The 15,066-nt window shown below is 67.7% G+C and carries 11 protein-coding genes; 3 read left to right on the forward strand and 8 right to left on the reverse strand.

What is annotated here, in order from left to right; genetic code table 11:
- Positions 1 to 33: 33 nt before the first annotated feature.
- The 5 genes from sctD to LGM71_RS08440 form a co-directional block, all read right to left on the reverse strand.
- Positions 34 to 1,392 (reverse strand): type III secretion system inner membrane ring subunit SctD, encoded by a 1,359-nt coding sequence (sctD, locus tag LGM71_RS08420; RefSeq protein ID WP_059600086.1) that lies wholly within the window; start codon positions 1,390 to 1,392, stop codon positions 34 to 36.
- The gene (sctC, locus tag LGM71_RS08425; protein WP_226114603.1) at positions 1,373 to 3,412 is read right to left on the reverse strand and encodes a type III secretion system outer membrane ring subunit SctC; all 2,040 of its coding nucleotides are present in this window, start codon (positions 3,410 to 3,412) and stop codon (positions 1,373 to 1,375) included. The genes sctD and sctC overlap by 20 nt, the downstream gene beginning before the upstream one ends.
- Positions 3,412 to 3,690: a type III secretion system export apparatus subunit SctS gene (sctS, locus tag LGM71_RS08430; RefSeq protein WP_006751731.1), complete on the reverse strand. Its 279-nt coding sequence runs from the start codon at positions 3,688 to 3,690 to the stop codon at positions 3,412 to 3,414. Before sctS ends, sctC begins: the two co-directional genes overlap by 1 nt.
- Positions 3,687 to 5,900, reverse strand: coding sequence for a type III secretion system export apparatus subunit SctV (gene sctV / locus LGM71_RS08435; protein WP_124628131.1), 2,214 nt, complete (start codon positions 5,898 to 5,900; stop codon positions 3,687 to 3,689). The genes sctS and sctV overlap by 4 nt, the downstream gene beginning before the upstream one ends.
- Positions 5,901 to 6,138: 238 nt before the next feature.
- Entirely contained in the window at positions 6,139 to 6,972 is an 834-nt protein-coding gene (locus tag LGM71_RS08440) for a helix-turn-helix transcriptional regulator (protein WP_226114604.1), read from the reverse strand.
- 280 nt (positions 6,973 to 7,252) lie between these two features.
- Between LGM71_RS08440 and LGM71_RS08445 the strand changes: the two genes are divergently transcribed.
- Positions 7,253 to 8,158 carry a helix-turn-helix transcriptional regulator gene (locus LGM71_RS08445; protein ID WP_226114605.1) on the forward strand — a complete coding sequence of 302 codons (906 nt, stop codon included), beginning with the start codon at positions 7,253 to 7,255 and terminating at the stop codon, positions 8,156 to 8,158.
- Between the two features lie 83 nt (positions 8,159 to 8,241).
- Here the strand turns inward: LGM71_RS08445 and LGM71_RS08450 are convergent, their stop codons facing one another.
- Together LGM71_RS08450 and LGM71_RS08455 are read right to left on the reverse strand one after the other, a co-directional pair.
- A complete protein-coding gene (locus LGM71_RS08450; protein WP_226114606.1) occupies positions 8,242 to 9,888 on the reverse strand; it encodes an NRAMP family divalent metal transporter in 1,647 nt (548 codons plus the stop codon).
- 105 nt (positions 9,889 to 9,993) lie between these two features.
- On the reverse strand, positions 9,994 to 10,131 hold the full coding sequence (locus tag LGM71_RS08455) for a hypothetical protein (RefSeq protein ID WP_170296434.1): 138 nt from the start codon (positions 10,129 to 10,131) through the stop codon (positions 9,994 to 9,996).
- 1,058 nt (positions 10,132 to 11,189) lie between these two features.
- Here LGM71_RS08455 and LGM71_RS08460 point away from each other — a divergent pair.
- Both LGM71_RS08460 and LGM71_RS08465 read left to right on the forward strand, forming a co-directional pair.
- Positions 11,190 to 11,459 carry a hypothetical protein gene (locus LGM71_RS08460; protein WP_226114607.1) on the forward strand — a complete coding sequence of 90 codons (270 nt, stop codon included), beginning with the start codon at positions 11,190 to 11,192 and terminating at the stop codon, positions 11,457 to 11,459.
- A gap of 110 nt (positions 11,460 to 11,569) precedes the next feature.
- Positions 11,570 to 13,063, forward strand: a complete 1,494-nt coding sequence (locus LGM71_RS08465) for a carbohydrate porin (RefSeq protein WP_226114608.1) — start codon at positions 11,570 to 11,572, stop codon at positions 13,061 to 13,063.
- Positions 13,064 to 13,162: 99 nt separating this feature from the next.
- Here the strand turns inward: LGM71_RS08465 and treA are convergent, their stop codons facing one another.
- Positions 13,163 to 14,887 carry an alpha,alpha-trehalase TreA gene (gene treA / locus LGM71_RS08470; protein ID WP_226114609.1) on the reverse strand — a complete coding sequence of 575 codons (1,725 nt, stop codon included), beginning with the start codon at positions 14,885 to 14,887 and terminating at the stop codon, positions 13,163 to 13,165.
- Between the last annotated feature and the right edge of the window lie 179 nt (positions 14,888 to 15,066).

Here is a 15,066-nt window from a genome sequence, read left to right on the forward strand (position 1 = left end):
CGCGACACGCGATGCGCAAATCCTGTCGCGACGCTAGTGCGCCGCCTCCTTCGATGCACCAGCGGCCGCGACGGCCGGCGCCGCCGGCGCATCCTGCAGCAGCGTCGGGCCCGGCACCGGCTGCGCGACGCCTGCCGCCGCACCGCTCGCGAGCGGCGGCACGGGCGGCGCCGGCGCGCGCTCGGGCGCGCTCGCGGACGGGCCGCCAAGCGGCATCGTGATGCGCTGGCCGTTGCGCTCGAACACGACTGCGTCCGGACCGATCGACACGACGGTCGGCCCCTCCTTCAGCCGCGCGCCTTCGAAATAGCGGCTGCCGTCCGCCATCTCGATGTAGCGCTGGTCGCCGTCGCCCGCGAATACCGTCGTGATCTCCGGAATCCCCGCGACGCCGCCGAGCGTCGTCGCGGTGCGTGGCGCGGCGGCATCGGCGTCGCGCACGTGGTCGACCACCTCGAGCGCCGGACGCGCGTCCTTCATGTAGTTGCGGATGCGCGGCTCGATCTGCGCGCGCTCGGCCGCGCCCGTCAATTCGATCCGGCCGCGGCCGAGATACGCGACCGTCAGCGCCGTGTCGCTGAAATAGGTCTGCGCGGTCGCGACCAGGTCGCTGACCACGTAGATGTTGCCGAGCGCCGCGTTGTCGACGCCCGCGACGATCTGCGCGACGCGTTCGCGCGCGGCCGGATCGCTCACGTAGCCCGACACGATCACGCCGTCGTCGCGCGGCGCGACGGCCAGCTCCGGATACGCGTGCAGCAGTTGCTGCAGCCGGTGCGTGCGCGCGAGCACCGATTCGTGCTGCCACGGCAGGCGCCCGGACCAGGTGACGAAGCCGTAGCCGAGCGCGCCCAGCAGCACGCCGAGCCACAGCGCGACCAGCGCGATCACGAGCCGCCGGCTGCCGAGGCGGCGCAGCCCGCCTGCGAGCCAGCCGAGCCACGCGGCCTCGCGCGCGGTATCCGGCGCACCGGTTTCATCCGGCAGCGCGACGCTCGCCTGCGCGTGCCGCGCGATGCCGAGGCGGATCGAGCCGACCGTCACGACGTCATGCGGCGTCAGCGAGCGGCGGCCCGCGCCGAGCGGCTCGTCGTTGAACAGCACCGGCGCCCCGCCGTCGCCGCCGTGGTTCTGCACCGTCACCGCGAGCGCGCCGACCTGCAGGCACACCTGTTTCGCGCCGATCTCGCGATCGGGCAGGATCACTTCGCAGTCGGCCGCGGTGCCGACCCAGTTCGCGCCGCGCGCGAGCGACATCGTGCGGCCGTACATCGGCCCGCTCAGGAAGCACAGGTTCCACGGCGACACGAGCGCGGCCGACCCGGACGCGGCGCCTCCCGCGCCGCCGGGCAATGCGCCGTCGCCGTGCGGATCAATGATGGTCGTCGACATGAGTGGTGGCTCCTGCGGTCGTCGCCACGGGCTGCGCGGCCGAATCCTTCGGCGGCGGCAGCGCAGGCGGGCCGAACTTCGTGCCGGGCAGCGGCGCGGGCGTGAGCGGCACCGCGATGTCGTTGTCCGGCGGGCGGTACATCGACGTGCCGTTCGAACCGGCCGGCCCGTCCGCGCCCGGATTCACCGGCGAGCCGTCGGGCGCATACATCGACGCGGTCGTCACCACGCGCGGCGTCAGCAGATAGAACCGCTCCATGTGGTTGCCCGACTTGTCGGTGTACTTGAACAGGTTGCCGATCAGCGGGATGTCGGACAGCCACGGCACGCCGCTCTTGTTCAGCCTCACCTCGTCGTCGTTGAAGCCCGCGATCAGCAGGCTCTTGCCTTCGTCGATCATCGTCTTGGTGACGATGTTGCGCTGCTGGATCACGGGCACGTTCGACACGGCCTGCCCCGGCACGATGTTGCCGTCCTGGATGTCGATCGACATCATCACGCTCTGCGGGTTGCCGGAGACGGCGGCCGCGTTGCGGATCGCCTCGTCGACGATCATCGGCGTCACCTTGATGCTCGTGCCGGTCGTCACGCTGTACAGCGACGAATCCTGGTAGCCCTGCACCTGCACGTAGAACTGCGTCAGGTTCTCGAGAATGGCCTCGGTGTTGTCGAGCGCGAGCACCTTCGGCTTCGATCGCAGCTGCGCCTGCCCCTTCTGCGCGAGCGCGTTCACGCGCGTGAGCAGGTAGTTGCGCAACGAGCCGCCGATCGACGCGGTCAGCGCGATCCCGGTCGGCATGAAGGCGCCCGTCTGCCCGGTTTCCGACGTGCCGATGCCGAACGTCAGCGGCGGATTACCGGCGCCGTTGAACTGCGTGTTGCCGTTCAGCGGGTTCTGGCCGTTGCCGATCTGCACGTCGCCGTGCGTCGTGTGCAGGCGCCAGTCGATCCCGAGGCTGTCGAGCGAATCCTCGTTGATGTCGATGATCGTCACGTTGATCTCGACGATGCGCGGCCGCTCGTCGAGCTGGTTGATCAGCGACTGGTAGCGGTACATGTTCTCCGGCAGGTCGCGCACGATCACCGCATTGATCGCCGGATCGGCAACGATCTGCGGCAGCGTGTCGCCACCGCCGCCGCTCGAGAACGGCGAGAAGCCGCCCGCGCTGCTGTCCGCCGCGCCATAGCCGCCCTGGCGCGCGCCGCCGGACATGTCCGGGAAGTCGAGCCGCGGCACGGCGATCGTCAGCCCCGAGCCGAGCTTCACCTGACGCGCGGCCTGCCCGAGCGGCGTGCTCGACGGCAGTTCGCTCGTGCCGCCGCCCCTGCCGAACAGCCGGCGCAGGATCGTCGCGACACCCGGCACCGTCACTTCCTTGCCCGAGCGGTTGATCGTGAAGTCGGACGCCCAGCCGTACCTGAGGCGGAAAGCGCGGATGTCCGCATGCGCGCCGTTCGCCGACGGATCGCCGACCGAGCCGACCGCCTGCCGCACGAGCTCCACGTAGCGGCGCGGGCCGGCCACGTATACGCTGTTCGCGCGGTCGTTGATCACGAGCGTGTAGCGCTTGTCGGGAATCTGCATCGCCTGCAGCGCGCGCCCGATCTCGCCGGCCGCGTTCGGCGGGATCGGGATCATCTGCGTCTGCGACTGGTCGGCCGGGTCGACGTACAGAAACGAGCCGTCGTAGTACCACGTGAGCCCGTAGGTCGAGCAGATCGTGTCGAGCGTCTGCTGCGGCGTGCCCGAGAAGCGGCCGCTGATCACGCCGTCGACCTTCGGGTCGACCACGGCCGTCACGCCCTGCGACGATGCGAGCTCGCGAATGAAGTCACCGATCTTCTTGCCGTTCGCGACGATCGTAAACGGCTTGTTGCGCCAGCGCAGGTCCGCCGCGCGCGCCGGCTGCGCGACCGTCATGCACAGCGATGCCGTGAGCAGCGCGGTCGCGCACATGGCGAGCGCGGCCCGTTGCAGGCGGCGCGGTTGAAACCGGATCGGGGTGACGCGTCGGCGCATCAAAGCACTCCTGTGGAAGAAACGAACATGCGTTCAAGCGCCTGCTGCGCGAAGCGCAACACCTCGCTGCCGAGCCAGCCCGACAGCAGCACGAGCGCGACCATCACGGCGATCAGCCGCACCGCGATGCCGATATTGGCGTCCTGCACCTGCGTGACCGCTTGCAGGATCGCGACCACGAGGCCGGTGACGGTGGCGATCAGCACGATCGGCAGCGACAGCAGCAGCACCAGCATCAGCGCCTGCCGGGTCAGGTCGAGGATCGTCGAGCTCGTCATTGCGCGACTCCCGGCGCGCGCACGCCGGCGCCCGCGCCGAGCGTGCCGTCGTCGGGCGGATTCTTCACCCAGCCGACCGTATGCAGCTGCACGTCCTCCTCGACCTCCTGGTACGACAGCACCGCGAGCTCGGGCAGCACTGGCTGCAGGATCGTCTTCACGTAGCGACGCGCGCCGAGCGCGACCATCACCGCGAGCCGCGCGGCGCCTTGCGGGTTGCCATGGCCGCCTGCGCCGGCCGCCTGCGCCGACGTCGCGGCCTGCACGATCGCGCGCACCTGTTCGCCGATGTCCTGCTTGATCGCGCTCGACAGCGCGAGGAAATTGCCCTGCTTCGTGCGCATGACCGCGTTCTCGATCCGCTCCTGCAGGTTCTGCTCGAACAGCACGACGCGCAGCTGCCGCGTCGCGCCCGCATGACGATCGGTGATCATCCGGCGCAGGTCGACGCGCACCAGCTCGACCAGCGCGATCACGTCGTCCGGCTCGTTCGGCGCCCACGTGATGAGGCTTTCGAAAATCACGCGCAGGTTTCGGATCGGCACCTGTTCGGCAAGCAGCCGGCGCAGCACCTCGGTCACGCGCTGCAGCGGCACGAGCCGCGTCAGTTCCCCGACGAGTTCGGGATGCTCGCGGCGCACCAGGTGCACGAGCGCTTGCGTTTCCTGGATGCCGATCAGCTCGTCCGCATGCTGGCGCACGATCTGTTCGACGTGCGCGGCGAGCGCGCCTTCGCTCGTCAGCCACTTGCCGTCCGGCGCCGCGCCGTCTGGCTTGATCCACAGCGCGGTCGCGAACGGGCCGAACGCCTCGGCCGGCTGGCGCTCCGCACGTTCAGGCAGCGGCGCGACGCCGTCCCACAGCAGCCAGCCCGGCTTCAACGCACCATGCGCCGCGAGCACGTCCTGCAGATAGATCCGGTACGTGCCGGCCGCTGCGCCCTCGTCGTCGTTCAGCGTGATGCGCGGAAATACCGTGCCGATATCCGCGTCGACGCGCGCCTTCGCGCTCGACAGCGCGGTCTGCAGCTGCGCAAGGTTCAGCGTCGTGCGCAGGTCGTCCGACAGCGACACCGCGATCAGCGAGGTGACGCCCGCCGCATGCGACACCTTCGCGGGCTGGCCGTCGTCGGTCGCGCCGATGCGGCCCGCGATATGAATCAGGTTGAAGCTCGGCGCGGTCGTCTTGCGCTTCAGTTGCGTGAATGCGAACGCGCCGAGGCCGAACGCGATCAGCGCGAACGACCACTTCGGAAAACCGGGCACGACCAGGAAGCCGGCCAGCACCAGCGCCGCGATCAGCAGCGCGCGCGGATGCGCGCCGAGCTGCTCGCCCAGTTGTTCGCCGAGCTGCCGCTGCCGCGTGTCGCGCGTCGCGACGCGCGTCGTCACGATGCCGGCCGCGATCGACACCAGCAGCGACGGGATCTGCGACGCCATCCCGTCGCCGACCGTCAGGATCGCGTAACGTTGCAGCGCCTCGCCGATGTCCATGCCATGCATCAGCGTGCCGACCGCGATGCCCGCGACGATGTTGATGAACGCGATCACGAGGCCCGCGATCGCGTCGCCCTTCACGAACTTCATCGCGCCGTCCATCGCGCCGTGCATCTGCGATTCCTGTTCGAGCTTCTCGCGACGCTCGCGCGCTTCGTCGGCGCTGATGATCCCCGCGCGCAGGTCCGCGTCGATGCTCATCTGCTTGCCCGGCATCGCATCGAGCGAGAAGCGCGCACCGACTTCGGCGACCCGCTCGGAGCCCTTCGCGATCACGATGAACTGCACGACGGCGATCACGAGGAACACCACGCCGCCCACCACGACGTTGTTGCCGACCACGAGCCGGCCGAACGCGTCGATCACGTGGCCCGCGTTCGCGTGCAGCAGGATCAGCTTGCACGACGCGATGTTCAGCGCAAGCCGGAACAGTGTCGTAAACAGCAGCAGCGCGGGAAACGACGAGAAGCTGACCGCGGAAGGCACGTAAGTCGACACCGTCAGCAGCACGACGCTGGCGGCGAGATTCAGCGAGATCATCCCGTCGAGCGCGGCTTGCGGAAGCGGCAGGATGAACAGCGCGACCACCGACACGATGAACGCGGCGAGAAACAGGTCGGCGCGCGGCGATGCCCCGAGACGTCGCCCGGACACGCTGCGGGCGGCGGAAAAGATCCGCTGCCAGTCGCGAGGGAGCGCCTTCGGTTCTGCCATCGTGCCGTCGTCCTGTCGTTGTCGCCGGCGGGCACGGGCCGTCATGCCCCGTGTCGCGCGGACCGTTGAATGGGACGAGTGTAGCGACGCGACACCGCGCAAAAAGGGATGCACCTCGTAGCGGCGCGGCGGTTTTCCGGTGACGATCGGATCCGACTACGAAACCCGGCGGCGCCTGCTCGCGCGCATCGCCGGAACCGCTTCCACCGCGCGGCGGACGCCGCGCGCGCAGACAGGGTCAGGACTCCAGACGGCGTGCGGCGAGATACGCGAGCTGCGCGCGATTCCGGACGTTGAAGAGTTTTTCGAGCGAACGGATATGGTGACCGACCTTGTGCAGCGACGTGCGCAGCGCGCTCGCGATCTCCTGGTCGGACAGCCCGTGCACGAGGCGCTCGAGCACCTGCTGCTGCTCGTCGCCCAGCGCGAAGCCGCGCATGCGCGCGATGCGCGCCTCGAGAAACGGCAGCGCGACGCGATGCACGGCGAGGCTCACCGCCAGCGCGCCGCCGATCACGCGATCGTCGATCCACTCGGTACCGTGCGCTTCCGACGTCACGTTCACCGCGACACGCAGGTCGAGCCGCGGCGCCGACAGGCTGAAGATCACGCCGCTGTTCATCGCGTGCGCACGCAGATGGCCGGCCAGCGCGAGCACCTTGCGGTCGCCGCTGCCCTGCGCGGACGACTCGATCTCGTCGAGCCGCCACGCGACCGGAAAGCCGCTTTGCCGCACTTGCGCGAAACGCGGGTCGCTCTCGTAGAGCATGCCCTCGATATACGGCTGCACGAACGTCGCGGGCGCGAGGTCGCGCAGCAGATGCGCGCACAGAATGCGCCGCCCGATCATTTCATATGCGCCGTAACTGAGTGTGCTGAAACCGATTTGCCGCAATCGGGTATGGCATTGGGCGAAATCGACGGGAGCGAGGTCGAATTTACCGGGTGCGATTTGGATGCCGGTAAAAACGTCGCGCTCGATTGCATGAATTTCTTTTGAATAAGCGGCAGCAGCAGCGATATCGGCTTGCGAGAACCACTCGACGCGTGGCGCGTCGTCAGCATATGTCATGAGGAGCCCACCCTTTCCCAATATGTGAACCTGCCCCGTCACGATCTGGTCTTTTCTTTATGTTTTTCTGGTCTTCTCTATACCGGTGCGAATATGAACCTTTCGCCCGAATTAGTATTACGGCATATTACGCGCACACAGGCATTTTTGTACAATGCCCCCGCGTTTCGTCAGGATGACGATCGACGCATATCATAAAGATGCTCGATCGCATCGTCGCGAGCGCCGTACACGATACGGCTGCCGCCACGCGATGCGCGTCGATTCCGAGGGATGGCTCATGTCCGATATTGCATTGCAAGAAGAAGCGGTCGCCCCAACGTTGTCCCGTCCGTCGCGGCGGACGGCCGCCTGCACCGACGCGTCGAGAGAACGCACGGTGCAGGTCGTCTGGTGCGACGACATCAAGCGCGGCGACATCGCGCAGCCACACGCGCCGAAGCTTGGCGTCGCCGATACGCTCGCGAACGCGCAGAGCACCGCGGAGCGCAACCGGATCGTCGCAAGCCTGCTGCACCTGACGGGCTTCTCGACGTTCGCGTATTTCGCGCTCGAATTCTCGCGAGAGCGCGTCGAAAGTCTCTACCTCCACGAGGCGTTCACGCCGACCACCTATCGCGGCGACTACGTGAGGTACAACCATCACGACATCGATCCGCGCACGCTTGGCGCGCGCGTCTGCAACATGCCGATCGTGTGGGACCTGCAGCAGCTGCGCCGCGAACACCGCGAGCGCGACGACGCGCCGTGCGTGACGCCGGCAGCGCTCGACGGCTTCCTGCAGACGATGCAGGACGACGGCATGTGCAGCGGCATCATGTATTCGATGGCCGTGCCCGGCACGCGGCTGCACGCGTTCATGAGCTTCACCGCGCCGCGCCGCACGCGCGAGTGGATCACGCCGGCGACGATCGAGCAGGCGCTGTCGATCGGGCTGTCGGTGCACAAGTTCGCATCGCCGCAGCTGATCGCGACGTCGCGCGAACGCGCGGTGAACGGGCTCACGCCGTTCGAACAGGAACTGCTGCTGGGCATCGCGGAAGGCGCATCGGACAAGGAGATCGGCCGGCGCCTCGACACCAGCGCGCACAACGTCGACTATCACCTGCGCAAGCTGCGCAAGCGCTTCGGCGTCGCGAACCGGATCCAGCTCACGTACCTGACGTCGAAGCTCGAACTGATCTGACGCGCGCGACGAACCTGCGTATACGCACATGCCGGCCTCGCGGGCCGGCATGTGCACACACCTGGCGACGACGCCGTAAGGCGCTACTTCAGCAGCGTCATCTGCACGACCTTGACGATCACGAGGCCGACCGCGATCACCAGATAGCCGCGCATCACGGCCATCCAGACGCGCGTTGCGACCGTCATCTTCTGCGGCTCGAGAGAATCAAGCGGCGGCATGCGCCATGTTTCGCGCAGCGTGCGGTCGATGCCCGGCTCGACGACACGCTTGTTGCGGCGGATCAGCACCGTCGCGAGATAACCGGCAATCGCGAGCACGGTGCCGCCGATCAGCACGTCGACGATCGCTTCGCCGCTGATGTCCGGATACATCACCGATGCGGTCAGGATGATCGACAGCAGCACGAGCACCCAGATCACCGCGCCCGTGAACACGTTCAGCTTCGTGGAGTTGACCCACGGGCCGAGCACCTGGCGATCGTTGCAGAGCACGAGCAGGAACACGGTCGCGCTCGGCAGCAGCACACCGGCGAGCGTCTGCACCGCTTCGGTCAGCAGGCCGAGCGGGCTGCCGGGAATCAGCACGAGCGCGGCAGCCGCCGCGACGATGCCGAAGTAGACGAGATAGAAGCCCTTCGCATCCGACACGCCGCGATGCAGCGAATGACGGATCTTGAACACGTCGCCGATCGCGTACGCAGTCGACAGCGACACCGCCGCCGCGCCGATGATGCACGCGTCGAGCAGCGCGACCGCGAACAGCGTCGCGCTCGTGCGGCCCGCATATTTCTCGAGGCCCGCGATCACGCCGCCCGCGTCGGTGAAGCCGCCCGCTTCCGGATGGCCGCCGAACAGCGCGGCACTGAAGCCGATCATCGCGACCGCGCCGATCAGCACGAACGCGATGCCGATCCACAGGTCGACCTTCTCATACTTCATGAAGCGCGGCGTGATGCGCTTGTCGATCACGTAGCTCTGCTGAAAGAACAGCTGCCATGGCGCGACCGTCGTGCCGACAATGCCGATCACGAGCAGCATCACGTCGGACAGCTTCGCGTGCGCGGGCCAGTTCGGCACGAAGAAGTCGCGCGACATCTGCGCCGCCGGCGGGTGGATCGACACGAGCACCGGCACGAGCAGCAGGCTCATCACGCACAGCACGATCGCGAACCGCTCGAAGCGCCTGAAGTCGCCGGTACTCACCGCCGCCATCGTCAATGCGGCCGCCACGCAGACGCCTGCAACCTTCGGGAGCCCGAAGAAAGCCAGCACGAACGTGATGCCGATGAACTCGGTGACGATCGTCAGCGCATTGAGCAGGAACAGGTCGATCACGCTGAACGCGCCCCAGAACTTGCCGAAGCGCTCGAAGATCAGGCGCGCATGGCCGACGCCGGTGACGGCGCCGAGGCGCAGCACCATCTCCTGATTCACGTACAGCACCGGCACGAGCAGCAGCAGCGTCCACAGCAGCGTCGTGCCGTAGTTCTGGCCGGCCTGCGTATAGGTGCCGAATGCGCCGGCGTCGTTGTCGCCGACCATCACGATCAGGCCGGGGCCGATGATCGCGAGCAGCGTGCGCAGGCGCGCCCACCACGTGCCGCGCGCGGCGGTGTCGTGATGCGCGATGGTGCCGAGCGCGCCGCGGATGTCGCCCAGATGGGCTTCGTCGAGCACGGCGCTGCGTTCGACGGCGATCGGTGGAGAGACGTTCGATGGCGTGGACATGATGAATTCCGTACGGCTGGTTTTTTTATACGGCAAGCGTGTGGCCTTGGAATCCGCGCGCGGAATGGGTCCGCGCGCGCATGCCGAGACGCGCTCGGCGCTTCTTCAGCGGATCAACGATTTCAGCTGGTTCAGCAAACGGGAGAACACCCGCGGACGGGCGTCGAGCGTCAGCATCGCGTCGTAATGCGGACGCGATTCCGTGACGTGCGGGAGGTTCGACAGCAGAAGGCCGAAGTTCATGGTCTGGCTCCTGGCGGCAACGGCATGCGTGCCGGCCGCTTGGTGGGCGCGGGGCCAGTCCGGGGCCTGAACGACGTATCAGGCTAGTCGGCCGGCATGTCCCTGCGACCCGGGTTCAAAAGGGTCTGTTGATGCAACGGGCATAAGGGACAACTGTCACTGTCGTTCACGGCGGCTCCTGTGCGGTGTTCCGGAGAACACGGTTGACCGCCATCAGGCGCGCTCCGCCGTTCGGGTGCATGCGAAACGCATGCGCGAACGCGGCCGCGCGCCGGGCGGCGGCAAAACCGGATGGCGCATGCGAAAACGCATCACGCTAACCGGCGCGAATCAGGGTGCACGTAGGGAGTTGCTGCGGAATACTGCTGCGCGCACCGTTTGCCTAGACGACAAACGGCGGCTTCGATGAGGCGCGGACGTCGGTCGCTCAGGCGGAAATTTCGTTCGAAGATCGACTACTGCAGGCGTCCAAGGCGGCGGCCCCAAGAGTGAAGATGCCGGATTCTATGGACCGGCCGAAACGGAAGTCAACCCTCTGGCATGCGCCGCGGGGAATTTTTTTTCCGTCCCCTACACACTGAAAGATTCGCGCCCGGAATGGCGCGCCGCAACCTTTCAACGCGTTGCAGGGCGCGCGCCGCCGATGCGTGCGAGCAACAGTCGCCGCCACCGCCGGTGGGCGGGCGTGCCGGGCATCGGCCTGCCTGCGGCGCTGCCGATGCAACATGCGCAACGCCGCTGCTTTTTTGCTTGCACCGCAGCAAAGCTCGCGACTACAATCCGCCCCAATTCATCAAGGGAGTCCCTTCGTGGACACATGCTCCAGTTGCAGTTCGATGCCGGTCCAGGCCGGCCAAGCCATCGCGAGATAGCAGCCAGACGCATGTCATTCGCCGCTAGCTCGCATTCGTCGGGTTAGCGCGCTTCCCCCCGATGCCGGCATAGCCGGCTCGTCCGTCGCACGCTCCTTTACGTTCCAACCGCCGATCGCAGGTCGCGTCATGCACCCGCGCTCGATCACGTCGTCCGGCATGCGCCGGACCGGACGGAGGATCGTCATGTTCTTTCAATCGTTCGCGGCCAGACTCAAGCGACTCATACACGTCGCGTCCGACCGCTTGCTGGTTTCGGGCCTTTCGCCGCTCGCCCACGCGTTCGGCGACTGGCGCGGCAGCGCCCTCGCGCACCTGCCGGCGGCACCGCGCACGCTCGACTGCGTGCTGATCGGTGCGATGGCCGCCGCCGTCGCGCTCGTCGCGCTGCTCTGCACGGCCGCATCGCGCCTCGGCTTCGCATACGTATGGCGGATCGGCGGCTGGCTGCCGTAACCGGCGGTGCGCAACGCGCGGCATGCCTGCGTGTCGCTGCCCCCACCTGCTCCATCGCTTCGCGTTCCCATTTCTTCAGTCAAGCTAATCAATCAAACAACGGAGCCCGCATGAAAAATCGCTTCGAATCCGCACCGCGTACACCGCGCCTCGATGCGCTCGCCGCGTTGCTGCTGTCGCTCGCCGCCGCGCCCGCGTTCGCGCAATCGTCGTCGCCGGCTGCAGCGTCCGCCGCGGCCGAGCCGGCGGCCGACGTCAGCGACGCCGCCCCCGCACCCGCTGCCGATGCTGCCGCGCCAGCGCCCACCGGTTTCTGGGAGCGCTCGAACCTGCTCGGCAACATGGGCGGCCTGCGCGACGTGCTCGGCGATCACGGCATCACGCTGAACCTGCAGGAAACCAGCGAATACCTGTACAACGCCGCAGGCGGCACGCAACGCGGCGGTGCCTATCAGGGCCTCACGCAATTCGGCTTCAACGTCGATACGGAAAAGGCGATCGGATTGCCGGGCGGCACGTTCAACGTGTCGGCGCTGCAGATCCACGGCACCAACCTCACGCAGCGCTATTTGCAGACGCTGCAGACCGCGACCGGCATCGAAGCGAATTCGACCACGCGGCTGTGGGAGCTCTGGTACCAGCAGGCGTTCCTCGCCGGCAAGGCCGACGTGAGGGTCGGCCAGCAGAGCGTCGACCAGGAATTCATGGTGAGCCAGTACGCGGCGACGTTCATGAACGCGACGTTCGGCTGGCCCGTGCTGCCGTCGACCGACCTGCCGTCCGGCGGCCCCGCGTATCCGCTGTCGTCGCTCGGCGTGCGGCTGCGCTTGAAGCCGGCCGACGCGTGGACCGCGATGGTCGGCGTGTTCGACGGCAACCCGGCCGGCCGCAGCGACGGCGACGCACAGGTGCTGAACGCGCACGGCACCAACTTCAACCTGCGCAGCGGCGCGTTCGTGATCGGCGAACTCCAGTACGCGCTGAACGCGCCGCCGGCCGATCCGAAGGCGCCGCAACCACTCGGCCTGCCGGGCACGTACAAGGTCGGCTTCTGGTATCAGTCGCAGCACGCGAACGATCCGCGCGTCGGCACCGACGGGCTGTCGCTCGCGAATCCGGCCAGCAACGGAATCCCCGCCACGCATCGCGGCAACTACGGTTTCTATGCGGTCGCGGATCAGATGGTGTGGCGGCCGTCGGCGGACAGCCCGCGTTCGGTCGGCGTGTTCGCACGCGTGATGGGCGCGCCGGGCGATCGCAACGTCGTCGATTTCGCGGCGAATGCGGGCGTGACGCTCAAGGCGCCGTTCAAGGGCCGCGACGACGATACGGCCGGCATCGCGATCGGCTACGCGAAGATCGGCTCGCACGCACGTGCGCTCGACGGCGACACGGGCACGTATACGACGCCCGGCTATCCGGTGCGCCGCGCGGAAACGGTGATCGAGGCGACCTATCAGTACCAGGTCGCACCGTGGTGGCAACTGCAGGCCGACCTGCAGCACTTCTTCCGGCCTGGCGGCGGCATCCCGAACCCGAACCAGGCCGGCGCGCGCATCGGCGACGAAACGGTGGTCGGCGTACGCACGACGATCACGTTCTGACACGCGCGCATGCGACACGGGCCGGACTGCCGCTCGCGCGGCGATCCGGCCCGTGTCCGTTTACGTGCCTGCGTGCCTGCGTGCAACGCACGCGGCCCGTCACTCGCCATACAGGCCGAGCAGTTTCAGCGTGACGCCGTTGGTCCAGCCGAAGCCGTCCTGCAACGGATATTCGCCGCCACCGCCACCGCCCGCGCCGGCCCCCTCGACCACGTACTTCTCGACGAGCTTGCCTTCGGTCGCATACACATGCTTCACGTCGGCCAGGAAGCGCGTGCCGATGTCCTTCGCGAGCGCCGGTTCGCCATAGCGGCGCAGCCCGTCGATCGCGATCCACTGCAACGGCGCCCAGCCGTTCGGCGCGTCCCATTGCTGGCCGGTGTTCTCGGTCGTCGTCGCGAGGCCGCCCGGTTGCAGCAGCGTCTTGCGCACCTCGCGCGCGGTCGCCTTCGCGCGTTCGGGCCATGCGACACCCGCGAACAGCGGATACAGCGCGGCCGCCGTCACGCCGTCGCGCGGCTTGCGCAACTGCCAGTCGTAGTCGCCGTAATAACCGCGGCGATTCCACAGATAGTGGTTGATCGCCGCCGCGCGCCGCGCCGCCCGTCCCGAAAAATCCGCCACGCACGCGATGTCGCGCGTGACCGCGCAGCCCTTCACGATCGTCGTCTCGAGATGGAACATCAGGCTGTTCAGGTCGACCGGCACGATCGACGTCGTGCGGATCGTCGCGAGCGTCTTGCCGTCGCCGAACCAGCGCGAGCTGTAGTCCCAGCCGCTTTCGGCGCCCGCGCGCAGGTCGCGGTACACCTCGTTCGCGGGGCGATTCGGCACCGCCTTCGCGGTCGTCACGTCCTCGAGATACGACTCGTCGCGCGGTGTGTCGCTCGCGTCCCAGTAGCGGTTCAGCACCGCGCCGTCCGGCATCGCGACCACGTTGCGCGCCGCCTGCCCGCGCGGCGTCGTGGTTTCGCCCTGCATCCAGTACGCATGCTCCTTGCGCAGCGCCGGCAGGTATTTCTGGTAGACCTTGTCACCTTCCGCTTGCGCGGCGAGCGTGACCATGTAGGCGAAGAACGGCGGCTGCGATCGGCTCGCGTAGTACGTGCGGTTGCCGTTCGGGATGTGGCCGATCGTGTCGATCAGATACGCGAAGTTGTCGAGCATGTCGTCGACGAGATCCTCGCGCCCCGACACCTGCAGCCCGAGCATCGTGAAATAGGTATCCCAGTAATAGCCTTCGCGGAAGCGGCCGCCCGGCACCACGTACGGCTTCGGCATCGCGATCAGCGAGCTGTACGGCGGTACCGTCATGCTGGTGCGCGTGAGCTGCGGCCACAGCCAGTCGATGTGCTGGCGCAGCGTCTGGTTCGCGGGTGGCGTGACCCCGCCTTCCGGCGGCGGCGTGAAGTGCTGGTCGACGAACGCCTTCAGCGAGAAGCCCGGCTGCGACTTCTGTTGCTGATACAACTGTACGATCGTCGCCGGATCGGTGTTGGGCGTCGCGTCGACGAAGGTCTTCTGATCGGGATAGATTTGAGCCGTCTGCACCGCGACGAACAAGTCGCCGTAGAGCTGGCTCGGTGGCGGCAGCAGCGTGCCGGAAGCCGGGCTCGCGAGCGTAGCCGTGGCGGGCGCGGCAGGTGCGGCGGACTGGCTGGCCGCCTGCATCGAGGCTTGATTTGCGCTGTCGGCCTGCGCCGCGCAACCGGTGACGGCGAGGTAAGCAACGGCAAGGACGGCGGCCCAGCGCAGACGCGGCGCGGGAACGGACGGATGCGAGGCAGGATGCGATGCGGTCGATGCGGCACGACGTGACGTCATGACGTGTCCCCTCCTTTCGATGATGAATGGTTCGGCAGGGGTCTCGTTCGCGCGTGCGCTCGTCTCGATGGCCGTCGATCGATGCGCGTCGTTGTATTACGCAGATGAGTGCCGACTGTCGCACGAAACGCGCATCGCACGCAAGTTTCGCGGCGGCCACCGCGAGCGCACGTCATGTG

Source organism: Burkholderia sp. AU33545 (assembly GCF_020419685.1).
GTDB lineage: Bacteria > Pseudomonadota > Gammaproteobacteria > Burkholderiales > Burkholderiaceae > Burkholderia > Burkholderia diffusa.

Excerpts from the sequence above, each read along its gene's own strand:
- LGM71_RS08450 (WP_226114606.1), bottom strand. The coding sequence starts at position 9,888 with ATGTCCACGCCATCGAACGTCTCTCCACCGATCGCCGTCGAACGCAGC.
- sctS (WP_006751731.1), bottom strand. The coding sequence starts at position 3,690 with ATGACGAGCTCGACGATCCTCGACCTGACCCGGCAGGCGCTGATGCTG.
- treA (WP_226114609.1), bottom strand. The coding sequence starts at position 14,887 with ATGACGTCACGTCGTGCCGCATCGACCGCATCGCATCCTGCCTCGCAT.
- LGM71_RS08440 (WP_226114604.1), bottom strand. The coding sequence starts at position 6,972 with ATGACATATGCTGACGACGCGCCACGCGTCGAGTGGTTCTCGCAAGCC.
- LGM71_RS08455 (WP_170296434.1), bottom strand. The coding sequence starts at position 10,131 with ATGAACTTCGGCCTTCTGCTGTCGAACCTCCCGCACGTCACGGAATCG.
- LGM71_RS08445 (WP_226114605.1), top strand. The coding sequence starts at position 7,253 with ATGTCCGATATTGCATTGCAAGAAGAAGCGGTCGCCCCAACGTTGTCC.
- LGM71_RS08460 (WP_226114607.1), top strand. The coding sequence starts at position 11,190 with ATGTTCTTTCAATCGTTCGCGGCCAGACTCAAGCGACTCATACACGTC.
- sctC (WP_226114603.1), bottom strand. The coding sequence starts at position 3,412 with ATGCGCCGACGCGTCACCCCGATCCGGTTTCAACCGCGCCGCCTGCAA.
- LGM71_RS08465 (WP_226114608.1), top strand. The coding sequence starts at position 11,570 with ATGAAAAATCGCTTCGAATCCGCACCGCGTACACCGCGCCTCGATGCG.
- sctV (WP_124628131.1), bottom strand. The coding sequence starts at position 5,900 with ATGGCAGAACCGAAGGCGCTCCCTCGCGACTGGCAGCGGATCTTTTCC.
- sctD (WP_059600086.1), bottom strand. The coding sequence starts at position 1,392 with ATGTCGACGACCATCATTGATCCGCACGGCGACGGCGCATTGCCCGGC.